At 43.6% G+C, this 23580-nt stretch carries 27 protein-coding genes; all 27 read right to left on the reverse strand.

Annotated elements, in window-relative coordinates; genetic code table 11:
* Positions 1-6: 6 nt before the first annotated feature.
* A complete protein-coding gene (locus tag MHH60_RS22355; RefSeq protein WP_076136399.1) occupies positions 7-1338 on the reverse strand; it encodes a protein-glutamate methylesterase/protein-glutamine glutaminase in 1332 nt (443 codons plus the stop codon).
* A gap of 33 nt (positions 1339-1371) precedes the next feature.
* Positions 1372-2253: a MinD/ParA family protein gene (locus MHH60_RS22360; RefSeq protein WP_076136398.1), complete on the reverse strand. Its 882-nt coding sequence runs from the start codon at positions 2251-2253 to the stop codon at positions 1372-1374.
* Positions 2250-3635, reverse strand: a complete 1386-nt coding sequence (gene flhF, locus MHH60_RS22365; protein ID WP_076136396.1) for a flagellar biosynthesis protein FlhF — start codon at positions 3633-3635, stop codon at positions 2250-2252. The genes MHH60_RS22360 and flhF overlap by 4 nt, the downstream gene beginning before the upstream one ends.
* A complete protein-coding gene (flhA, locus tag MHH60_RS22370) occupies positions 3632-5665 on the reverse strand; it encodes a flagellar biosynthesis protein FlhA (protein ID WP_036688509.1) in 2034 nt (677 codons plus the stop codon). Before flhA ends, flhF begins: the two co-directional genes overlap by 4 nt.
* Before the next feature lie 18 nt (positions 5666-5683).
* On the reverse strand, positions 5684-6778 hold the full coding sequence (flhB, locus tag MHH60_RS22375; RefSeq protein WP_036688512.1) for a flagellar biosynthesis protein FlhB: 1095 nt from the start codon (positions 6776-6778) through the stop codon (positions 5684-5686).
* Between the two features lie 22 nt (positions 6779-6800).
* Entirely contained in the window at positions 6801-7586 is a 786-nt protein-coding gene (fliR, locus tag MHH60_RS22380) for a flagellar biosynthetic protein FliR (RefSeq protein ID WP_036688514.1), read from the reverse strand.
* Between the two features lie 9 nt (positions 7587-7595).
* Entirely contained in the window at positions 7596-7865 is a 270-nt protein-coding gene (fliQ, locus tag MHH60_RS22385; RefSeq protein WP_036688516.1) for a flagellar biosynthesis protein FliQ, read from the reverse strand.
* A 21-nt stretch (positions 7866-7886) separates the two neighbouring features.
* Positions 7887-8648 (reverse strand): flagellar type III secretion system pore protein FliP, encoded by a 762-nt coding sequence (fliP, locus tag MHH60_RS22390; RefSeq protein ID WP_036688518.1) that lies wholly within the window; start codon positions 8646-8648, stop codon positions 7887-7889.
* On the reverse strand, positions 8645-9169 hold the full coding sequence (locus tag MHH60_RS22395) for a flagellar biosynthetic protein FliO (protein WP_036688521.1): 525 nt from the start codon (positions 9167-9169) through the stop codon (positions 8645-8647). The genes fliP and MHH60_RS22395 overlap by 4 nt, the downstream gene beginning before the upstream one ends.
* Positions 9170-9178: 9 nt before the next feature.
* On the reverse strand, positions 9179-9544 hold the full coding sequence (locus tag MHH60_RS22400) for a response regulator (protein ID WP_076127811.1): 366 nt from the start codon (positions 9542-9544) through the stop codon (positions 9179-9181).
* Between the two features lie 26 nt (positions 9545-9570).
* On the reverse strand, positions 9571-10875 hold the full coding sequence (gene fliY, locus MHH60_RS22405) for a flagellar motor switch phosphatase FliY (RefSeq protein WP_076136395.1): 1305 nt from the start codon (positions 10873-10875) through the stop codon (positions 9571-9573).
* A complete protein-coding gene (fliM, locus tag MHH60_RS22410; protein ID WP_036688529.1) occupies positions 10865-11863 on the reverse strand; it encodes a flagellar motor switch protein FliM in 999 nt (332 codons plus the stop codon). The genes fliY and fliM overlap by 11 nt, the downstream gene beginning before the upstream one ends.
* 39 nt (positions 11864-11902) lie before the next feature.
* Positions 11903-12370, reverse strand: coding sequence for a flagellar basal body-associated FliL family protein (locus tag MHH60_RS22415; RefSeq protein ID WP_076100380.1), 468 nt, complete (start codon positions 12368-12370; stop codon positions 11903-11905).
* Entirely contained in the window at positions 12367-12591 is a 225-nt protein-coding gene (locus MHH60_RS22420) for a flagellar FlbD family protein (RefSeq protein ID WP_036688535.1), read from the reverse strand. Before MHH60_RS22420 ends, MHH60_RS22415 begins: the two co-directional genes overlap by 4 nt.
* 89 nt (positions 12592-12680) lie before the next feature.
* Complete coding sequence (flgG, locus tag MHH60_RS22425; protein ID WP_076127808.1) at positions 12681-13499, reverse strand: flagellar basal body rod protein FlgG; 819 nt, start codon at positions 13497-13499, stop codon at positions 12681-12683.
* Positions 13500-13603: 104 nt separating this feature from the next.
* A complete protein-coding gene (locus tag MHH60_RS22430) occupies positions 13604-13987 on the reverse strand; it encodes a TIGR02530 family flagellar biosynthesis protein (protein WP_036688541.1) in 384 nt (127 codons plus the stop codon).
* Positions 13984-14481: a flagellar hook capping FlgD N-terminal domain-containing protein gene (locus tag MHH60_RS22435; protein WP_036688543.1), complete on the reverse strand. Its 498-nt coding sequence runs from the start codon at positions 14479-14481 to the stop codon at positions 13984-13986. The genes MHH60_RS22430 and MHH60_RS22435 overlap by 4 nt, the downstream gene beginning before the upstream one ends.
* 33 nt (positions 14482-14514) lie before the next feature.
* Positions 14515-15996, reverse strand: coding sequence for a flagellar hook-length control protein FliK (locus MHH60_RS22440; RefSeq protein ID WP_076136393.1), 1482 nt, complete (start codon positions 15994-15996; stop codon positions 14515-14517).
* Positions 15997-16020: 24 nt separating this feature from the next.
* Positions 16021-16938 (reverse strand): MotE family protein, encoded by a 918-nt coding sequence (locus MHH60_RS22445; protein WP_076136473.1) that lies wholly within the window; start codon positions 16936-16938, stop codon positions 16021-16023.
* Positions 16939-16977: 39 nt separating this feature from the next.
* Positions 16978-17421 (reverse strand): flagellar export protein FliJ, encoded by a 444-nt coding sequence (fliJ, locus tag MHH60_RS22450; protein WP_038571963.1) that lies wholly within the window; start codon positions 17419-17421, stop codon positions 16978-16980.
* A 9-nt stretch (positions 17422-17430) separates the two neighbouring features.
* Entirely contained in the window at positions 17431-18744 is a 1314-nt protein-coding gene (gene fliI / locus MHH60_RS22455; RefSeq protein ID WP_036688546.1) for a flagellar protein export ATPase FliI, read from the reverse strand.
* A complete protein-coding gene (locus MHH60_RS22460) occupies positions 18737-19585 on the reverse strand; it encodes a FliH/SctL family protein (RefSeq protein WP_076136391.1) in 849 nt (282 codons plus the stop codon). Before MHH60_RS22460 ends, fliI begins: the two co-directional genes overlap by 8 nt.
* Positions 19578-20594, reverse strand: coding sequence for a flagellar motor switch protein FliG (gene fliG, locus MHH60_RS22465; protein ID WP_036688550.1), 1017 nt, complete (start codon positions 20592-20594; stop codon positions 19578-19580). The genes MHH60_RS22460 and fliG overlap by 8 nt, the downstream gene beginning before the upstream one ends.
* A gap of 4 nt (positions 20595-20598) precedes the next feature.
* Entirely contained in the window at positions 20599-22185 is a 1587-nt protein-coding gene (fliF, locus tag MHH60_RS22470) for a flagellar basal-body MS-ring/collar protein FliF (protein WP_076127802.1), read from the reverse strand.
* A 34-nt stretch (positions 22186-22219) separates the two neighbouring features.
* Positions 22220-22531, reverse strand: coding sequence for a flagellar hook-basal body complex protein FliE (fliE, locus tag MHH60_RS22475; RefSeq protein ID WP_036688553.1), 312 nt, complete (start codon positions 22529-22531; stop codon positions 22220-22222).
* 33 nt (positions 22532-22564) lie between these two features.
* Positions 22565-23011, reverse strand: a complete 447-nt coding sequence (flgC, locus tag MHH60_RS22480) for a flagellar basal body rod protein FlgC (RefSeq protein ID WP_076136389.1) — start codon at positions 23009-23011, stop codon at positions 22565-22567.
* Positions 23012-23017: 6 nt separating this feature from the next.
* A complete protein-coding gene (gene flgB / locus MHH60_RS22485; protein WP_038571975.1) occupies positions 23018-23425 on the reverse strand; it encodes a flagellar basal body rod protein FlgB in 408 nt (135 codons plus the stop codon).
* Positions 23426-23580: the final 155 nt, after the last annotated feature.

Raw genomic sequence — 23580 nt, forward strand, 5'->3', positions numbered from 1 at the left:
TTTCTGTTATTTAACAGCTTGCACCAGCCTTGGAGCAATTTCTTGCAAAGGCAGTACGTGCTGGACGCACTGTAATTCCACCGCAGATCGCGGCATTCCATATACGACACAAGTTTCTTCGCTTTCAGCAAAGGTTGAGGTTACCCCAGAGTCGTATAAGGATTTCATCATTCTTGCCCCATCACTACCCATCCCTGTCATTAGTAACAAATGACGTTCTAACGATGTGAGCGGCAGCAATGATTCAAATAAAACATCCACAGAAGGTCGATGGCCATTACGAGCCTCCTCCTTTGTGAGTACAACCGCATATTGCCCTCTAGAGGATGGGACAACTTGTAAATGATAGCCTCCAGGTGCTATATAAGCAGTACCTTTTTGCAATATCATCCCCTGCTCAGCTTCAATCACTTCTAGCGGGCTGAAGGTATTCAGTCGCTGGGCCAGTGATTTGGTAAAGTTAGGCGGCATATGTTGCACAATAACAATAGGTGCTGGAAAATCCGCAGGAATCTTCTCCAGAAATACCTTTAGAGCACGTGGTCCACCAGTAGAGCACCCCACGGCAACCAACTTTTGTAGATCATTACTCCCATACTTCCGGACCTGAGGATTTGCAGGAGCGTCCGAAGACACTTCCACTTTAGGTTTAGGCAACGGTTTTGGTGGGGTAGCGTTATTCTCCACTCTTGACCTTGCATTACTCTTTTCTGATAAAGGTGGTGGAGTAGAGATTAATGGTTTTGCTGCTCTTTTAGGAAAAGTATGATCTAACGGCTGCTTCACCCGCGGTTTTTTGGTCACTTCATTTTTGAGTGAAGCTTTAGGTTCTACCTTGGGTTTGCCGGTTATCACTCTCGGTACAGTTGGCGGTGCGACTTCTACTGGCGGTATGTCTGGCAACTTAAATGCAGAAGCACGTGCTTCGCGCTGCTCCCGGGCCATCATAGCCTCTTTCATTTGTTCCCTTAAGGATTCTCCCACTCCCATGATATCCTGAGAGTTGGTAATCGAAGGTTTACGAATAAAGTCAAAAGCGCCCCATTCCAGTGCAAGAATGGTTTCCTTCATGCCCTCTTCATTGATCCCTGACAGCATAATCACTGGCAGAGGGTCTGAGGCCATTATTATTTTCAGCGCTTCCAGGCCGTTCATTTCTGGCATTTCTACATCCATAGTAACCAGATCAGGACGAAGCTCATTGATTTTTTCGATAGCCTCACGACCGTTTTTTGCTGTTGCCGTCACCTGAAAGTCAGCGTCATTTTCAATTAAATCGGAAATGATCTTGCGCATAAATGCCGAATCATCAACAACCAATACTTTATATGGCTTCATATCATTTCCACCTCTGTCCCAAATTCAGAACAACTATTTACTTCGCTTTAACCATTTATGGATAAAGCCTTTAATCCCTTGGACTTTTGTGGTCTTTTGAGAATCAATGGTCAAATAACTTAGGGCAAGCCGATGTATATCCTTTGCAGCAATACTGTTTGGAAAAGCCAATGTGAATGGCGTTTGCCTTTTGACAGCCTGCACTACATGGGCATCTGAGCTTATGTGACCAAGATAAGAAATATCTAATTGCAAAAAACGACTGGCGGCCATTCGGATCTTGTCGCTTGTCGCTATGGCTTCCCTTTCATCACCTGCCTGGTTCACAATCAATTTAAAGGAAGTCTCAGGATAGGAACGATTCACAACCTTCATTAATGCGTATGCATCTGTGATAGCTGTTGGTTCTGGTGTAGTAACGACTAGGCAATCGTCGGCAGAAGTTATAAACTTCATCGTTTCCTTAGATAATCCAGCACCAGTATCGAACAAAATATAATCCATGCTGTCCGCGATAAGTGCTATTTGATTTGTGAAATAATCAAGATCAGACTCTGAAAGAGTAAATAGCTCATCCATTCCAGAGCCACCTGCTATAAAAGGGAGCGAATTCGGACCGTATTGAATAATCTGCTCGATATCCGCTTCTCTTTTTAACAAATGATAAAGATTATATCTCGCTGATACGCCCATCAACACATCTATATTAGCCATGCCGATATCTGCATCGAACAGCAAAACCCGTTTGCCCATAGCCTTTAAAGTTAAAGCGAAGTTAAGTGTAAAATTCGACTTACCAACGCCCCCTTTACCACTACACACCGTAATGATCCTGGCGGATGATCCCCCTCTTACAGCTACTTTAGAATCCTGACTGGATACAAGCTGTCTTAAGGATTGTGCCTGATCCATCATGTTTCACCTGTTCCAAGAAGCAACTCACTCAGCTGTCCTTTGGTAGCCATAAGCAGGTCATCAGGTACATTTTGACCATCGGTCATATAAGACAAGGTAAGTGGGAAGTCATTCAGGACATTAAAGAGCGGGCCGTAACTCCCCGTCTCATCCAGCTTTGTGAAAATAACCTTATCCAGTCTATATCTGCCGAAATGCTCTGCAATAAGTTTCATATCACGGCTTTTGGAGGTCAAACTAAGCACAAGATAGGTTTCACTTCTCAATTCCTTCGCAAGCAAGCTTTGCAGTTCTGCAACTAACATATCATTGCGATAATTTCGGCCAGCTGTATCCATTAATACTAGATCACAACTCTCCAAACGAAAGAGTGCTCTTTGCAAATCTCCTGGCGATTGGACAACCTCCAGTGGAACATTGAGGATAGCAGCGTAGGTTCGCAACTGTTCAACAGCTGAGATTCTATACGTATCGGAGGTGATAAAACCTACCTTGCGTCCGTGCTTAAATAGCTGTTCTGCCGCAAGCTTAGCTATGGTTGTGGTCTTTCCAACTCCAGTGGGTCCGGCAATATATACTATTTGAGTATCCCGGGCAATTCCATCAGCAATTCGTCCTGTCAGAAAACCGTCAATCTGTTCTTTAAGAGATCCCATAAACTTCTCTGGTCCCCAAGTGCGCCCTTCCTCTACCCAACGTTCCGAGATGTTACTGATCCATTCCTCAACAAGCACAGCATCCATTTCTTGCTCTAATAAAAGATCCCGTAGCTCCTGCAGACTGTCCGGCAATTCTCTTCCACCTGAGGATTGTCTGGCAATTCGCTCCATCCAGAGCTTCATATCTCTAATCTCTCGAAGAACATCATTTTCGAGGGCGGTGGCAACCTCTGGCGATTGTTCTAATCCCAATGATTCATACAACGCTGATATAGTAGGTGCATCTTCCCGATTTAATTCAGAAAGTTTTTGCTCAGGCTCTGGCTCCGGAAGCTTGGCTATCGATTCTTGTACATTGATAGCTTCCGATAAGGCTGCGGCAATCTCCGCAAACGTCCGTGACTCTTCTGGCTTTTCTAATGAAACAGAAGGTACGGAAGCTATAGAAGATGTAGTTGAAGCAGATGACGCTTTTTGATAAGCCTGTGGTACTGCACTCCGTGGAATGTTCATCGCTGGCGCAGCCGGCTTTTTTGGAACATTATTCTTCTCTGCCTTTTCTACTGCTGCTACAACTTCTATTTTCTTCTTCTTAAATAACCCTAAAAATCCGCCGATTTTGATTTCCTTTGTACTTAAAATGACGGCCTCGCTCCCAAGCTCGTTGCGAATGGAAAGCATGGCGTCAGGCATCGAATCGACCACGTAACGCTTCACTCTCATAAATTCACCACTCCGACGCTTTGTATTTCAATGTTAGGCTCTAGCTCGCTATAAGACAGTACAGGAATATCCTGCATCGTTCGTTCAATCACCTGCCGCAAATACATACGAATGGTTGGTGATGTGAGCACTATTGGCTGTTGCCCTGTCTGCAGCAATCGATTAATCTGTTCACTTAACCGCTGATAGATCGTTTGTGTCGAAGTTGGATCTAGGGCCAAATAACTTCCCTGTTCAGATTGCTGCACACTCTCGGAAATTTTCTTTTCAAGATTAGGTCCAACCGTGATGACTTTCAATGTCTCCCCTACTTGTGAGAATTGCTGAGTAATCTGTCTGGACAAGGACTGACGAACATATTCAGTGAGAATATCCGGATCCTTGGTGTATGTCCCATAATCCGCCAATGTCTCAAAAATCGTAACCAAATCTCTGATCGATATTTTTTCACGAAGCAGCTTAGCAAGAACCTTCTGCACATCCCCAATCGCCAATACGGAAGGAATAAGATCGTCGACGAGCACTGGATAATTATCCCTAAGGTTGTCCACCAGCATCTTAGTTTCTTGTCTTCCTATCAGCTCATGTCCATGACGTTTGATTAACTCCGTCAGATGTGTTGCGACAACAGATGGAGGGTCTACTACAGTATAGCCGGACAATTCAGCCCGCTCTTTAACCGATTCATCAATCCATAATGCTGGAAGCCCAAAGGATGGTTCAATGGTCTCAATACCATTTATAGATTCATCATCATATCCTGGACTCATTGCAAGGTAATGATTAAGTAATAATTCACCACCGCCGACTGTATTTCCTTTAATTTTTATGACATATTCATTCGGTTTTAGTTGAATATTGTCGCGAATGCGAATAACAGGTACTACAAGACCCATTTCTAGGGCACATTGCCGTCGAATCATGATGATACGATCTAGCAGATCGCCACCCTGACCTGTATCCGCCAAAGGAATAAGACCATAACCAAACTCGAATTCAATGGGATCAACTGACAGCAAATTAATGACACTTTCCGGACTTCGTACCTCTTCAATCTGCTTCTCTTCAACAAGTTGCTCTTCGGCAATCTGTTTCTTATTTAAATTTTGTCCCATACGGTAGGCTGCAAAAGCCAGCAATCCGGCCAATGGGAGCGTTGTAATCATATGTATGGGTGTAAAGAGTCCAAGAAAAGCTACCGTAACTGCGACAATATACAACAATTTCGGATAGGACAACAATTGTCCTGTCAGTTCTTCTGCAAGATTACCTTCCGAAGAAGCTCTAGTAACAATCAAGCCGGCTGCTGTCGAAATCAGCAAAGCTGGAATTTGACTGACGAGACCGTCCCCGATGGTCAATACAGAATACGTGGATAACGCAGTAGCAAAGTCCATCCCGTGAACCATCATACCGATGATAAATCCACCGATGAGATTGATCAGCAAGATGATAATACTCGCAATCGCGTCTCCTTTAACGAATTTACTCGCACCGTCCATGGCTCCGAAAAAATCCGCTTCACGTTCTACGTTACGCCGGCGCTCACGTGCCTGGGTTTCGTTAATCATGCCTGCGTTAAGATCGGCATCAATACTCATTTGCTTACCGGGCATCGCATCCAAGGTAAATCTAGCGCCTACCTCAGCTACGCGCTCTGAACCTTTGGTGATAACAATAAACTGAACGACTACCAAGATCAGAAACACGATAAACCCAACAGCAATTTGTCCGCCAGCGATCCAGCTACCGAAAGTAGATACCACTGAACCGGCATCTCCGTAAGTCAGGATCAGTTTTGTAGTCGAGATGTTAAGTGACAGACGAAACAGTGTGGTTACTAGGAGCAATGAAGGGAAAATTGAAAATTCGAGTGCATTTTTCGTATTCATAGCAACCAGAATGATAATTAATGCAATTGAGATATTAATAACAAGCAAAACGTCCAATAGCCAGGACGGGATAGGCAGAATCATCATAAGCACGATCCCGATGATGCCTAGCAAAACTGTTAAATCTTTAGCTTTCAATGTCCTAACCCCCCCGCCTTATCTCCTCTTACCTTTAAGCTTATATACATATGCCAGCACTTCAGCCACAGCCTGGAACAGATCATTTGGAACGACATCTCCAATCTCTGCCCTTTGGAATAATGCCCGTGCCAGCGGTTTGTTTTCCATAGTCACGACGCCGTGCTCTTTAGCCAGCTCCCGGATGCGAAGTGCTACATAATCCTGCCCTTTTGCTATAATCTGCGGTGCTTCCATCTTGGTACCGTCATATTTAAGCGCAACCGCAAAGTGTGTAGGATTCGTAATGATTACATCCGCATTTGGAACTTCCTGCATCATACGCTGCATGGCCATTCTACGTTGGCGTTCCCTGATCTTACCTTTGATTAGAGGGTCACCCTCCATTTTTTTGTATTCATCCTTGATATCCTGCTTGGACATTTTCAGGCTTTTTTCATGCTCGTACTTCTGATACATGTAGTCCAGAAAAGCCATAGCCAATAGGGCAGCCCCGATTTTCAAACCAAGACTCATCGTCAGCTTGGCCGCAAATTTAAAAATCCCCTCCGCACTGATATGCGACAGGGATGCAAAGTTCTTCTTTTCTCCCCATAAAGTGCTATATACCAGATAAGCGATAATTAGAAGCTTAAATATGGATTTCAGGAACTCGACAAACGAACGCATGGAGAAAATATTTTTGAACCCTTTTATCGGATTAAGCTTGCTGAATTTAGGGGTGATCCCTTCTCCCGTGGTCATAAAGCCCACCTGCGCCAGATTGCTTACCAGCGCCATAACAAAAACTATTCCAAGTAATGGAGCTAGCAAAATCAGTATTTGTAGTCCATATTGATTAAATAGCAGTGTTATATTCTCCGGAGTAACCTCCAGTGTCATCTGATTCTGAAATACGTCCATATATAGCTTCATGAAGCGCTCTTTCATAAAACCACCAAACATCATCAAGCTAACTACTGCTGATAACAATACAACTGCACCGGATAGCTCAGCACTTTTGGCTACTTGACCCTTTTTACGAGCATCTTGCCGTTTCTTCGGGGTTGCTTTTTCCGTCTTTTCACCGGCGAATTGTTGAAGATCCAGTCTATACCGCTTCGTCTTAGGCATAATACGCTCCCCTTACGGTCACCTACGGACTCTTCCCCATGAGATTCAATAAATTCTCCATGGATTCGAACATGATATCGAAGAGATTCTGAAACAGCACAGCCAGACCAGGCATCAGCACTAAAAGCAGTGCAAGACCTATAATGATTTTGAGCGGAACCCCAATAACAAATACATTATATTGCGGAGCCGTTCTCGCCAAAAAAGCAAGGCCAACATCAGTCAGAAACAGCGCAGTTACTAAAGGAGCCGACATTTGAAAAGCGAGTACAAAGGACTGAGCAAATGTTCGAACCAGAAACTCTGACAAACTACCGTCAATCATGCCTAGAAATAAATCATTATTCATAGGAACCCATTTATAACTGTACACAATAGCATCTAGCAGATGGTGATGACCATTCATGCTCAGAAACATTAGCAGGGCTATCATATATTTGAAATTACCAAGAATTGGTGCAGACGTTCCAGTCATAGGATCGATAACATTAGCAATACCGAAGCCAATCTGAATATCAATAAATGAACCTGCTGTCTGAATCGCCATAAACATCAAATATCCAACGAAACCTAGCAACAATCCGATTAATACCTCTCTGGCAATCAGCAAAATATAACTGAAATCCTGCGGGATCGTAAGCCCTGTTCCATTAGCACTAAAGACAACCAATGCTACAAAAAAAGAAATGCCAATCTTAAAGGTTGTCGGGACCCCTTGTGAAGAAAATACAGGAACGACAACAAAAAAAGCGGTTATTCGACAAAAAATAAGCAAAAAGACGGGTAAACTTTGCAGTATGGTCTCCATGTTCATTGATTAACCAATATACATATAGAGATTACCCAAAATTTGGCTTGTAAAGTCAATCAGCTTCGTGATGATCCACGGACCAAATAGCAATAAAGCCAGCAGCACTGCGACGATTTTGGGAACAAACGCTAGCGTCTGTTCCTGAATCTGTGTCGTAGCCTGAAAAATACTGATTATTAGCCCTACCACCAGACCAAGAATCAGCATGGGTGCGCTGACTTCCAGCACTAAATATACGGCTTGGCTTGCTAGCCCGATGATAAACTCCGTACTCATCCCTCATGCCTCCTCTTTAGGTCAGGTGTTAAAACTAAGAAGTAGTGATTTAATGACTAAGTACCAGCCGTCTACCAGTACAAAGAGCATTATTTTAAAAGGTAATGAAATCATAACCGGGGGAAGCATCATCATCCCCATGGCCATCAGTGTGCTCGCCACAACAATATCAATAATCAGGAATGGTATGAAAATTAAGAAGCCCATTGTAAAAGCTTTTTTCAATTCGCCAATTGCAAAAGCTGGCACCATCACCGTCAGTGGAATATCACTGTATGTAGCCGGTTTAGTAGATCCGGTATAACCGGTGTATTTCATAAATAACAGAAGATCTTTGGTGTTCGTCTGTTTAAACATAAATTCTTTCATCGGATCAGCAGCTTTATCAAAAGCCTCGGTCTGGGTGATTGTCCCCTTCATATACGGCTGCAACGCATTTTCATTCACTGTGGCCAGCGTTGGTGACATAATGAATAGGGTCAGAAACAGAGCAAGTCCTACCAGCACCTGGTTCGGAGGCATAGCCTGAGTACCCAGCGAGGTTCTCACAAAACCTAATACGATTACAATTCTAGTAAAGCTAGTCATAAGAACCAGAAACGCCGGAGCAATACTCAGAACCGTAACAAGAAGAAGAATTGATATGGAACTGGTACCACTGCTTGAACCTTCATTACCGACCTGAATATTAACATTAGGTATAGGATCAGCATGTATCGGCGTCATCATAACCACACTGATAATACCGAACAGCAGAATAGCAAGAATTAGCTTCTTTTTCATATATTCCTCGACTCATCCTTAGTAACATCATCCCGAAGCAGCTCTTCCATTTTCTCTTTACGCTCTGGTGCAGAACGAAGCTTGGATTGCAGAGTCTCGTAAAAAGATGATGTTTCACTAAGTTCAATTTCCTGAGATGGAACCTCCCCACGCAGCTTTACCTTTACCTTGGCAATAAGCGGTGCGAGGAAATTATTCTGGTTAGAGGACTGATCCTCAAATGCCGCAATGATCAATGCTACCTCATCCGGATCGGTGACTTTATCCAAAATAGATATATTTTCACCAATCCCGATTAAGTAAAGACTGCTTCCCAGTTCGATAACCTGCATCGACTTATTAGGTCCAAGCCCTATTGCACCAAGCGTTCTTATAGAACGGTTGCTCATAAAGGTCTGATTACGCCGTCCAAGAAAACGAATCAGCACCACTATAAGTACAATGATTATCGCCAGGACAATAATAACTTTAAACAAATTCAGCAGGGTGTTACTGCTTCCGAGCGTTTCGGAATATAACATGACTTTATCCTACGCGCCCAACGTTTTGTTAATAGCTTCGATAACCCGGTCAGCTTGGAAAGGCTTCACAATAAAGTCTTTAGCTCCTGCTTGGATTGCATCGATAACCATAGCCTGCTGGCCCATGGCTGAACACATAATAACCTTTGCAGCCGGATCTACTTTTTTGATTTCTTTCAGGGCGGCGATTCCGTCCATCTCAGGCATAGTAATATCCATCGTGATGAGGTCCGGACGCAGTTCCTTGAATTTTTCTATCGCTTGAGAACCGTCCTGAGCTTCGCCCACTACTTCAAATCCGTTTTTCGACAAAATGTCACGGATCATCATTCTCATAAATGCTGCATCGTCCACGATTAGAATTCGGTTAGCCATTTTTACAAAATCCTCCCTAAGTATGCTTATTGTAATTTCTGAATTCGGTCCCACTGGCTGACGATATCCGTAACGCGTACGCCAAAGTTTTCATCGATAACAACGACTTCACCTTTGGCAATAAGCTTGTTGTTAACCAAAATATCTACAGGCTCACCTGCGAGCTTGTCCAGCTCAATAATTGAGCCTTGTGACATTTCTAAAATATCTTTGATCTGCTTCTGGGTCCTTCCTAATTCTACGGTTACTCTAAGCGGTATGTCCATCAATAAATTTAAATTATTTTCATCAATATGACCAAAAGCCCCACCATTCAGATTTGCAAATTGCACAGGCTGTACATTTACATTGCGATTTGCCTCAGAATTAAGCGGTGGTGTCTGTCCATATGGCATCCCTTGCGGTGGCATACCGTATGGTGGCATCCCAGGCATTCCGTATGCTGGCATACCCGCTGGAGGGTAATAATATCCGCCTTCTGGCATCCCTGGATACGCTGGCATACCCTGCGGTGGATATGGTGGTTGCGTTCCTCCTGCAGGCTGTGAGGGCGCCTGTTGCACTGGAGGTGCTGGAGGTGGTGTCTCAGCAGAATTAGTCATGGCAGGTGTTTCAGCCATTGTGACCGCTGCCTCCTCCTCTGCTGGACTAACATCACCAAGAAGCATGGATACCATATCTTTTGCGAACTGAACAGGCAAGAGCTGCATAATAGTAGAATCTATCAAATCACCAATTTTAAGCCGGAACGAAATACGAATTAGGGTCTCATCGTCTGGTAGACTGCCTACGCCTTCTCCGCTGGACATATTCAAAATGTCTATACCCGGAGGCGAGATATTAACAAAACGATTAAAAATCGTAGACATCGATGTAGCAGAAGAACCCATCATTTGATTCATAGCTTCTTGCACAGCGCTAATATGAATTTCATTCAACTCTTCATCCTTAGGTTCGCCAGCACCGCCAAGCATCAGATCGGCAATGACCTGTGCATCCCTAATCTTAATAACAAGTGAGTTAATCCCTTGAAACCCATCCACATATTGAACGTGAACAGCTACATGCGGTTTAGGAAAAGCAATTTCAAACTCCCCGCGTGTAATGATCGAAACTTGAGGGGTTGTAATATCTACTTTTTTCCCTAGTAAAGTGGAAAGTGCTGTTGCTGCACTGCCAAACGTTATATTACCAATTTCGCCCAAAGCATCCTGTTCAAACGGTGTTAGATAGTCATCTACCGTTTTCTCCGCAGGAGCTAATGAGCCCTCCGCAGATTGTCTCAGAAGGGCGTCGATTTCTTCTTGGGATAAATAATCTTTACTCGTCAAATTCTTCAACTCCTTCATTGACAATTTCGTCTATTTGCACGGCTACCCGATCTTTAACCATTCCGGGACTTCCGATGAACTTAAGCTTCTCCCCTACCTTAATCGACAGTCCAGAATCTACGTTTCTGTTGAGAGAAATCACGTCACCGACGCTAAGCCCTAGGAATTCAGATATGGATAAGCTCGATTCTCCAAGTTCAGCAACAATCGGCAGCTTCGCTTTATGAACTCTAGCTCTAATGGCCAGTAGCTCATCTTCATCCCGCGTCTTCTTCTCTGTCACAAACCATTGGTGAACAGAAAGTCTGGACATGATAGGCTCTAAAACGACATGCGGTATACAAAGATTGATCATGCCTGTTGTATCTCCAATTTTGGTACTTAGAGAGATTAATGCAATGGTCTCATTGGGCGATACAATCTGCATGAACTGCGGGTTCGTCTCAAGAGCTTCCATCCGCGGATGAATATCCAGCACCGTTTTCCAAGCCTCCTGCAGACTCTCAAAACATCTACTAAAGATACGCTCCATAATCGTTGTTTCGATCTCAGTTAGCGCATTAATCTTAGAAGGTGCAGTTCCAAAGCCTCCAAGCAACCTGTCCAGCATAGCAAAAGCAATGTTAGGATGAACTTCCATTACCATGCGGCCCTCTAAAGGTTCTGCTTCAAAAATGTTCAATATCGTCATTTTCGGTATGGAGCGAATAAATTCATCATAAGGGAGCTGCTCTACTTGAACGACATTAATCTGAACGAAGGTGCGCAATTGGGCTGAAAAATACGTTGTAAGATAACGGGCGAAATTGTCATGTATCCGTGTAAGACTGCGGATATGATCTTTGGAAAAGCGGACAGCCCGTTTAAAGTCATAAGAGCGGATTTTCTTCTGAGTTTCTTCCTTTTTAAGTTCATCGGCGTCCATCTCACCTGAAGAAAGTGCAGCAAGTAGAGCATCAATTTCGTTTTGTGATAGTACATCAACCAATTCAATCACCCCCCCATCAAAGAATTATCAGGAATAAAGCTACACAGAAGCCAAAAGGAATTTGGTGATTTCGATCTGAGTAATTTGGCCCTCAGTCAATGTCTTATTGATCAGATTAATAAGCTTACTGCTAAGCTGATCTTTTCCATTCGCTCCATTAAGGTCCTCAGGTTTGGTATCTGCAAGCGTCTTGATAATTATTGGTTTGATTTTGATCTCTTTTATTTTTTCGAATTCTTCCTTTGATTTCGCAGAACTCAGTTGGAAGGCGAAATCTACTTGAAGGATAAAATCGGGATCAGCAAGATTTGTTTTGATATCAATGATCTCTGCCGTCAATTCGACGATTTCATCTGCAGTTAAATGTTTTGTTTCCACATTTTGAACAGCAGCACTTACCTCGTTCGTATCTTTCGGAAAGATCCTGTCCATTAGTAAAAATGCGGCGACCACGATCAGAGTAATCGCTAGTAATATCGTGATGAGCCACGGCATCATCTTTTTCATGTTAGCTCCTCCATTGACTGGATTTTAATGGTGGCAGCATATGTGCCTATGTCCCTGTTATAATCCCGGATCTTCGTAATAACCTCATCGGCTTTTTCGAGAACGATCAGTCTTTTTCCGGTTACGAGCGTAATATATGTATCCGGGCTTTCTTCTACCATTTCGACCAGTAGGGCATTGATCCACATCGGTGTTCCATTTAATCTTGTTACCGATATCATAACAGGCCTCCTAACAAAATAGGGGGAGGAGTAACTCCCCCACGACTCCGCATGAACCATTTAAGAAAATATAGAATTTATTGATTAAATTAACGCTTCAGGTTTACTACTTCCTGCAGCACTTCATCAGAAGTTGTGATGATACGGGAATTCGCCTGGAATCCACGCTGTGATACGATCATTTCTGTAAATTCATTGGTAAGATCCACATTGGACATTTCCAGCTGTCCAGAGATGATTGCCCCGGTGCCATCTTCTGTATTGTTCGCTGTAGTCGGAACTAGCTCGCCTTCTGCATTCGCATTAAGTGTCATACGATACAGATTGCCTCCGATTTTCTCCAGACCAGATGGGTTAGTAACCTTGGCTACACCAATCTTCACCCCAGCTTCAGTCGTTCCATCCGCCATGGTCTGTACAATTGTTCCATCATTAGAGATAGAAAACGCCGTTACATCGTCACCTAATTGAATGAGCCCACCGTCGGAATCTAAAACATGAAGTCCATCAGCAGTAACAAGATTACGCGCAGCGTCAATGTGGAAATCTCCGGCTCGGGTCAAAAACGCAGTTTCTTGATCCTCAGTTAGCTTAACCAGGAAAAAACCATCTCCATCGATCCGTAAATCTGTTGGGTTGTTGGTGGTTTGAGCACTACCAGCCAAATGTAGGGTATCTATAGAAGCAATACTAACACCTAGTCCAACTTGTTTCGCATTTACCCCACCTTGACCATCCTCGCCCGGTGCAGTAACACCAGAAACGGTTTGGCTCATAATATCCTTGAACATAACACGTCCGGATTTAAACCCGATAGTGTTTACGTTAGCAATATTATTACCGATTACATCAAGCTTAGTTTGAAAGCCTCTCATTCCTGAAACCCCTGAATACATTGATCTTAACATGTTTAATGTCCTCCCAGATTATAGAGTCCTAATAACTTTCCAAGTGAATTGGGACCGCGTCAGTCGGTCAGCGGCCGCCTCGGCTTTCCGTTAGGACCAGCCTATTATGAAATCACTATTGCACTATCGATTTGTGTAAATACATTATCTTTGATCGAGTTACCATCCATAGCAGTAACTACTGTGCGATTAGGAACGCTAACGATGAACGCCAAATCCTTCATTAAAATCAAGGATTCTTTACTTCCCTTAGCAGCAGCTTTGTCCACAGCAGATGAAATTTGATCCAGCTGACCGCTTCCAAGCTCTATCCCTCTTTGTTCTAGGCGCTTAGCAGCATGATTGCTGAATTTTAATAGTTTCTGTTGCAGTAAACTCTCAAAAGAAGCTTCCCCCGCCACAGACTGCTTAGGCAGCGAAGATCGTTGTAACGTTGTAGAATGCAGGGACGCAGGATACAGTTGGCCTATAGTAAGCCTGTCACTCATATGCTCGCCCCGCTTCCTCCGCTATTCTCCGGAGTATTACTATCTGTACCAGAACCGCTTTCTGGCGTTGCTGCGGCATTCTGAATTTGTGTAATATCGGTTAAAGCAATTCTGTCTTTTCCCACAACCGCATATTGAATACCATTGCTAACAACGATAGATTCAACATTACCTGTCTTAGGCAGCTTTGTGGCGGTGTCTGTCCAAGTAATATCTTTACCAATCAACCCGGATACAGATCCAAGGGACTGATTCATAGCATTAAGCTGAGTAGAGATATTCATCAATTGCTCCACGGATGTAAACTGGGCCATTTGCGCAATAAATTCTTTATCTTCCATCGGTTGCATCGGATCTTGATTTTGCAGCTGAGTAATCAAAATCTTCAAAAACTGATCCTTACCTAAAGTAGAATTACCTGTTGTCCGTGCACTAGAGTCGGGAGTTGTATAATTCCACTGATCTTTAGTAGAGACCGGAACTGTTGTCGCCATAACCACTCACCTCTCTTTCCTTTGTTATTAAAGTTAAGCCTTAGCAGAAAAAGATCCACCTTGGGACTGATCTTCTTGTCCCGCATTTGAAACCCAGTCTTTCCATTCACCATTCAGCTCTGCGGCTAGAACAGCATCACTGGCTTCCTCTCTGCTTTCTTTGGAACGTCTACCCTGCTGCCCACTTCCGGAATTAGGTTGGCGTCCTTCCTGCCCCCATTGCGAATTGAGTGGGGTATTATTTTGCGTAACTTCCAGCTTCTCCACTTGAAGACCTTGAGATTGCAATGCAGCGCGAAGCTGGTTCATTTGTTGTTCCAGCATATCTTTAGCGCCGGTATGTTCAGTCATGAACTGGGCAACTAAATGACCATTTTGCATTGTGATCTTAACATCAACTTGTCCGAGATTTTCTGGAAAAAGGGATATAGTCGCTTCAGCGATCCCACCTTTTTGCACAATCTCTAATTTGCCTGTAATGAAACCTGTCATTTCCTGAGCAAATTGCTGAACCGGAACAGGTGCTGCTGGCACTTCAGCCTTCAGCGGTGCAGTAATTCCTCCGCGCAGAGATAATTGCCCCGCAGTAACAACCTCATGATCCCCTTCGTTAGCTGTAATTCCCAGCGTGGAATCTTGAGCAGATTCTGTTGTCTTCGTTTCCCCGATTACGCCTGTCTTGATTAACGGCGTGTTCGCAGTCTCTGCTTCAGCTTCTTGCACAGTTCCTGATATCACAGGCGAGCTTACAACCGTATCATTTTTCACTACAACAGCTTCTCCGGAACGATTGCTTACATTCTGAATTGTTTTATCCGTTTGATTATTTTTGCTTTCAGTAATAACGGGCTGTTGTAAGGAAGCATCAGAATTAACACTCACATTGCTGGTCTTTCCCTTCCCCTTATTAGTGTTAGAGGAGGACTCTTCTAAAAGCGCTGTGAAATTATTCAATAAACTGATTCCCTTTGTTGCAACTTCCTCATTGCCACTCACTGCAGCTTCTTGAATCATAGAAACTAAACTTTGCAAGTCATCTTGAACTGCAAATCTTAATGTATCAGCATTCTGTGCCAATGGTGACAAGCTTCCAGCCACTTCTGCTTCCGTTGTAGTAGTACCATCCTCTGCAGCATGGCTTCCAGATAGAAGTGCAGATACCTGAAGAATCCAAGCTTGCAAGGCTACCAACAGAGCTGGATCACTACTGATACTTTCATCCAGCTTCTCAACATCAGCAGCAAGTTTTTCAAGGAGCTCACCCTTCTGAGTGTCTTGCCCTGCTTGCTCTTCTCCAGTCGGCTGCACTTCCTTTAACAGGCCTTGCAGCAAAGAAGCTAGATTTCCCAATAGGGGTTCAGCTGGAGTCGACGAGGTGTTGGCATTGCCTCCCATGGTTTGTACCAGGGTTTGAGCAAATGGTGCACCCGTCGTTGTTGTACCAGTTGTAGTCGATGAACTCCCGTTTACTGCCGTTGCGTTTGCACTCACAAGCGATTGAACGACTAAACTCATTTATTTTTCACCTCCTTTCCCTATCTATTTAGCACCCATCAGACGATTAACAATTTTCGCAGTTTGCGCGCTATCATTTTTAGTCATTTCTCCCAAAATAGATGAACGAACACTATCACTTACGGTATTCATAATCGTCACGACCTTATCAGGGCTAATCTTGTACATTTCTCCTAGTAACGATGCTGCATTAGCAGGAGTCATTGTGCTGAAGGTCTGATTCAACTTTTCCTTATCCAAATTCTTACTGGTTGTTGCTGTTGCTGTTGTGCCGGCATCTTTCTTCAATCTAGATTGAAGGGCTGCGATCGCCATGTCACTCGAAGATGTAGTTTCTTTTAACTTAATCGTTACATCTGCAGCCTTTTGCGGATCCATTTTTTCCAAAATTGCAGTTTTACTCGCTTTATTCATGACACTGAAGATCTGTACCATTTCTTCTGTAGTTAAATTCTCCATGATCGGTGCAGCCTTCGAAGCTTTCATGCCCGCATACAGCTTAGCCAAATCAGAAACCTGTTTCTGATAAGGATCTTCTGTTTCATCTGTGCTTGCCTCTGCGGTCTCAGCTTCCTTCTTCATACCCTCAATCTGTGACTCTAGCGCCTGAACCTTGGTATCCTGGGCTGTTTTTTCATCTGTAACCTTCTTCAGGTTTTCTTCCTGCTGGGCGAGCTGAGCCTTAAGCTCCTTAATCGTTGTCGCTGAGCTCACTTCCTGCTTTTTGCTTTCTTCCTTCGGTTTGGAAGGATCTGCTGGCGGATCAGGAACCCATTTTTCCAGGATAGGAATTTTATTCGCAACTTCAAGCACATTATTACGAATGTCCATATTAAAAAGCGTCAACAGTACTCCAAGCAGTACTAGCGTGAAGATAATCGGTATCATTAAGAATAAGAACCGCTCAAATTTCCCCGCTGACCCTTCATTTTCAAGTTCCATATCATTATCAATATTAGCCACTAGCGGAAACCTCCCGGGTTAGAGGGATTTCATCGCGAAGCGGACGGTTGCCATCTCATCCAGTTCGTTTTGTTCCCGTAAAATCATACTTTGCTGAAACAATGTCTCAGCCTTGTCTTTTGCCTTCAACCATACTTTTTCATCTAAAACCTTAGTACTTAACTGATCTTGTTTCTTCTGGACTTCTTGATGTGCACGGCTAATGTCCGTATGCTTACGGGCAATGCATTTATCCAGATATTCCACATACTCTTGCATTTCACGAATCTTAACCATAGGTGTCTTTTGCTCTGCGGCATTTTGTAAGGATAGCATGATAGCACTCCGCTGAAAGATGAGTTCATCCAGGCTTCTTTCCTGTGCCTGCAATTCTCCAAGCGCGCTTGAGAGCATCCATTCTGCCTGTGTCTTCTCATTGCCCTTCAAGTCAACGACTTTTTGAAAAGTATAATGAAACCTCATAATACCGAATCAACTCCTTGAGAACTGTGAAATTAAAGACTGTTGAACTTCAGCCAGCGTAACTTTTTCATTCACCTTTTGTTTGGTGAAATCCCATATACTGTCGATAAATTCCATCGACTCGTCGATTTGAGCATTAGAGCCTCTCTGATAAGCTCCAATATTAATCAAATCCTCTGAATCCTTGTAAACGGCCATAAGGCGCTTCACATTCTCCGCTGCTGCAATCTGTTCTTCTGGAGCAATATCCTTCATCACTCGGCTTATGCTGGAAAGAACATCTATTGCTGGAAAGTGTCCTTTGTTCGCAATATTTCGATTGAGTACGATATGTCCGTCAAGTATTCCTCTGACTGCATCTGCGATGGGCTCGTTCATGTCATCACCATCAACCAGTACCGTGTAGAAGGCTGTTATAGAGCCTGTAGGACCTGTACCGGCACGTTCCAGCAGTTTGGGTAAGCTGGCAAACACCGAAGGTGTATATCCCCGCATGGCTGGCGGCTCTCCAACTGCAAGTCCAACTTCACGTTGGGCCATGGCATAACGGGTGACCGAATCCATCATCAGCATTACATTAAGGCCACGATCGCGGAAATACTCGGCAATCGTTGTAGCGATAAGCGCACCTTTTATGCGAATCAAAGCAGGTTGGTCTGAGGTAGCAACAATTACTACGGATCGCTGCAAGCCCTCTGGTCCTAAATCTCGTTCAATGAAATCCAATACTTCTCTGCCACGCTCACCAATCAGAGCAATAACATTTACATCAGCCGATGTATTCCGGGCAATCATCCCCATCAAAGTACTCTTGCCGACCCCCGAGCCAGCAAAAATACCGACCCGCTGTCCCTTGCCAATCGTTAGCAAACCGTCAATCGCTCTCACACCAATACTGATGGGTTCCTGCACCCGCGGTCTATTAAGTGGATTGGAAGGAATATTAAAGGTAGAGCTATGTGGCATTCGTGCTGGAATGAGAGAGCCATCAAGCGGCTGCCCCAGACCATCCAGTACTTTTCCTAATAATTCAGAACCTACTTGCACGCTAAGCGGCTTACCAGTGCCCACTACATCACAACCAGGTCCAATCGCCTGCAGTTCACCAAGTGGCATCAATAGTACCTTGTTATCACGGAAACCAACGACCTCAGCTTGCAGCGGTTTGTTTCCTTTGGAAGGGTAGATGTAGCATACATCACCTATACTTGCGTCAGGGCCTTCCGATTCAACCATTAGACCGATTACCTGCGTCACTTTCCCATTGATCCTCACCGGATCGAGATTACGAAGTTGCTCCTTATAACGGTTGCTATTAAGCATCGTCTTCCCCATTTCTCTGCTCATCGGTGTCCAGCGCAATTCTTACCAGCTCTTTCTTGATCTCTGCGAGCTGAGTGTCGATTCGAGCATCAATGCTGCCAAAGGAAGAGCGGATAACACATCCTTGGTCTTTTACCGTTGAGTCGGGCAAGATTTGCAGTTCAGCCTGTGAATCAACAGCTAGTGATAATTCTTCCCGGGCAGCATTCACAAAAGCGAACTGCGCTGGGGATACACAAAGTGAGATCAAACCCTGTTCTCGCTTACGAGCCAGATTTTTGCGGATTAAGTCCATTGCGAATTGTGGTTCTAACGTTAACTGCTTGTCCACAATTTTCTCTGCAATATCACAGCTTAACTCTACTAAAAAAGGCTCCGCTTCCTGAATAATCACTTCTCTTGCTTTATACGCCTCAGTCAAAACAGCACGCGCTTCTTCCATCATCTCTGCGATCTTATGCTTCATCTCTTCCTCAGCCTGAGAAACACCTTCCTCATAACCTTGCTGATGAGCTTCAGCTTTGATAGCTTCGATCAGATGTTCATCCTGCTCACGCCGTTGTTTCCACCACTCTTCAGCCTCCGCTTTCGAGGACTCTACAATCTGTTCCGCTTCAAGAGATGCATTCCGAACCTGCTCTTCAGCAAAATCCTGAGCGTCCTTAAGCATTTGCTTACGCGTCTCTTCTGCCTCTTCACGTGCGGGATCATGATAGTCAGTCTCGCTTAAAGTCTCCTCGGGAACGGGCTCCTCAGTTAGGCCCGCATATTGCCGGGCCTGTTCCAATCTTTTAAAGACATCAACCGGAACATACTGGGAGTGTTTGATCAGCTTAGACAATGATGTCATCTCCTCCGCCACGAGCGATGATAATTTCACCAGACTCTTCGAGTCTGCGGATCGTGCCTACAATACGAGTCTGTGCTTCTTCAACATCACGCAGCCGCACAGGACCCATGTATTCCATTTCTTCTCGGAACGTTTCTGCCATACGCTTGGACATATTTCTGAAAATAACATCCCGTACTTCTTCGCTGGCAACCTTGAGTGCAAGCTGTAAATCCGCATTATCGATATCACGAACAATGCGCTGTATTGAACGATTGTCCACATTAACAATATCTTCAAATACGAACATCCGTTTTTTGATCTCTTCGGCAAGCTCTGGATCTTGAATTTCGAGAGAATCCAGAATCGTACGCTCTGTCCCCCGGTCAACCCCATTCAAGATTTGTACAATTGATTCGATACCACCAGCATTTGTATAATCCTGGGTTACTGTAGCGGAAAGCTTCTGCTCCAGCACACGTTCAATTTGCGTAATTACCTCTGGAGAGGTACTGTCCATCACAGCAATTCTTCTAGCCACCTCTGCCTGTTTCTCTTGAGGAAGCGAGGAAAGGATTGCGGCAGCTTGTTCAAATTGCAGATAAGACAATACAAGTGCAATAGTCTGTACATTTTCATTCTGGATAAAGTTGAGAATCTGATTAGGATCCGCTTTTCGTGCAAAATCGAAAGGTCTTACTTGCAATGTTGCAGTCAGACGATTAATGACCTCCATTGCTTTTGTTGACCCAAGCGCTTTCTCCAGAATTTCCTTAGCGTAGTTAATACCGCCTTGTGATATATATTCCTGGGCGAGGCATATCTGATGGAATTCAGACATGATCGACTCTTTTTCACCGCTGTCCACTTTGCGAACATTAGCAATTTCAAGAGTCAGCTGTTCAATCTCCTCGTCTCTTAAATGTTTAAAAATTTGCGCCGATACCTCGGGCCCTAGTGTGATAAGCAGGATCGCAGCTTTTTGACGGCCACTAAGTCCCTGCTGGCTAGCCTTTGCCATTAGTTCACCTCTGTTCGTCTGCAAGCCATGTACGCAGCAGATTTACGAATTCGTCTGGCTTCTTCTTGGCCAAACTTTCCAATTGCTTACGAACTTGACTTTCATTCGTCACGCTCTCCAAGTTAATAGAAGGAAATTCAGTAGGAACCTGCAATGGAATGTCTTCATCTTCCTCTTCCACAGTCTGTTTACGACTCCGGTAGATTAGATATCCTCCACCTGCTCCAACCAGCAATGCTGCTGCTCCGATAGCCCATATCATCCAAGAAGCGAGACCACCTTTAACGGTGTTGGCATCGGTGCCACCAAATTGTTGCGAGTAGACCGAAACCTTTTTGGTCAAATCAGCGTCTGTATATGTAGTACCTGAATCTGCAAGAGAAGCGCGAACAATATTCACCAAAATATTTTGAATTGCAGCTGATGTTGCATCATCTAAACTTTTTTCTCCTGAAGGTGGTTCAACTGCAACATTTATGGTTAAGTCTTTAACAGTATACGGACTAGCAATAACATCTTTAGTAATTCGGTTAACTTCGAAGTTCCTCGTTTCTGAAGATTCCTCCGAGGTAGAAGTATCCGCACCCGCATTAGAAGGATAGCCCGTAACATCTTGAGAACCAGTGCCAGCCACTCCGCCAGTCGTGTTACCTTGACCCGAATACGAATTACTAATTATTTGTGAACTGATCTCAATCCCCTTCATGTTCTCTGTATCCACAGGGGTAACAAGATCTTCCTTCCGGTTTTCCTTGTCAAAGTTCAACTTTGAGAACACAAGAACATCCACTTTATCAGGACCGGTAAGAGTGCTAAGGAATTGTTTCACATTTTTCTTTACTTCTTCTTCGAATTTCTTCTGAAGAGCGAAGTTTTCTTCAACTTGGTTTGTGACACCAGCCTGTCCACCTTTAGCTGTTGGCATTAATTCAATTTCATTATTTGCAATGGTAATGTTGTCAATTGGTAAATTAGGCACAGCAGTTTTCACAAGATTGAAATACCCGTCAATATTGTCTTGGGTAGGTCTAAATCCTGGATCAAATGAAAGCACAACGGATGCAGATGCCTGCTCCTGATCAGCCTGTGAGGCAAAAACTGTCTCTTTAGGCAAATTAATCAGCACTTTTGCATCTTTAATCCCTTGCATGCGTCTCATTAACTGTTCAACTTCACCGTTCAATGCATTATTGTACTTCACGTTAAACTCGCTATCTGTTGTACCTATCATTGACGAATTTTCGTCAAAGACTTTATATCCGATAGAGCCACCTTGAACAATCCCCTGAGAACCGATATCCACCTTGACCCGAGCTGCTTCTGTACTAGGTACAGAAATACTCTTTCCATCTTGACTTAATCGGTATGAAACACCTGCTGAATCTAAGGCTTTCATTACTCCAGCCGAATCCGTACTGTCCAAATCTTGAAATGCTACTTCATATTCTGTTTTTGAAAGCTGCATGGTCATAACTACGATTATTATTAGAATGATAAACAATGTTGAAAAGAATAAAATCTTCTGTTTACCACTAAATCTGTTCCAATACAAGAGAACCTTCTCCCGATATTGGGCAAATCTTTCATTCACAGTGTCACCCCATCCGAAACTAAGCTAGGATTTATTATATTTGAGTTCTCATAATTTCTTGATAGGCTTCAATCACTTTGTTCCGGACTTGTGTAGTCAACTGTAAACTCAGTAGAGCCTGTTGGGAAGAAATCATCACTTCGTCAATGTTCACTTCTCCCAATACAAATTTATTACTCATATCCTTAGCTTGTTGTTCCTGATCAGCCACTTTATTGAGCGCATCCTCAAGATAGGAGCCAAAGCTCTCCATCGAATTAGCAGGAGTGGATGAAACTTCGGAAGATGTCGGTTTCATAGCAAGCTGCTGTACAGCCTGAACCCCATTAGATATATTCTGTATCAACTGTTTCCCCCCCTTAAGTTAATTAACATTCATTTATCTACCGATTTCGAGTGCCTTGCTTACCATAGCTTTGGATGCATTAAGCATCGTAACGTTGGCATCATAAGAGCGAGATGCAGATAACATATCAACCATTTCTTTGGTAATGTCTACGTTTGGCATATAGACATATCCTTCAGCATCCGCATCAGGATGGCTCGGATTGTATATCGGCTTCAATGGTGAAGTATCTTCTATGATCGACTGCACCTTAACCCCTTCATTGCTATTATTCATTTTCGAATTTAGTATATTCGAGAATTTATTACTTTCGTTCGTTTCCAAAACAACTAACTTACGTCGGTAAGGAACAGCCTTGCCATCCACCACGGATGCTCTTGTAGTTTCAGCATTGGCTACGTTGGAAGAAATTACATCCATCCGCAACCGTTGAGCCGTTAATGCAGATGCACTGATCCCAAAACTACTACCAAAGTTCATACTCTCTTATCCTCCTTGAATTACGGCTCGCATCATCGAAATCTGGCTGTTAATCTGTTCAACATAAGAACTATACCTAAGCTGGTTCTCTGCGCTTAACGCCATTTCGCGATCTACATCCACATTGTTGTCGTTATTGTTCATAGAGGTAGTTTCATCAGTATTTTCAACAGCAGCGGGAACAATTGTGTTGCTGCCAAATTGATAATGCCGGGTATCCGAAACTTTCGCTCTAAGTGTAGATTGGATTCCACTTTCCTGTTGTTGCAGGATACTTTCGAATGAAACATCAGAACGTTTGAAATTTGGCGTATCTTGATTAGCCACATTATTTGCTAGAGCACTTTGTCGTTTATAGGCAGCATCAATGCCTCCCTGCAATCGTTGAAAACTGACACTATTCAGCAATCCCAAGACAATTCCTCCTTTCAAAGCTATCATAATGAAAAGAATTCCACAACTTCCATCAAAAAACCTGCTTGCTTTCGACAAATAAAGAAAAAATACTCTAAATTTACGGTATTCCGTCGAACGCTGTCGCAATGAATAACACTTAGCATTTTCACATA

Origin of the sequence: Paenibacillus sp. FSL H7-0716, assembly GCF_038002705.1 — a bacterium.
GTDB lineage: Bacteria > Bacillota > Bacilli > Paenibacillales > Paenibacillaceae > Paenibacillus_AQ > Paenibacillus_AQ odorifer.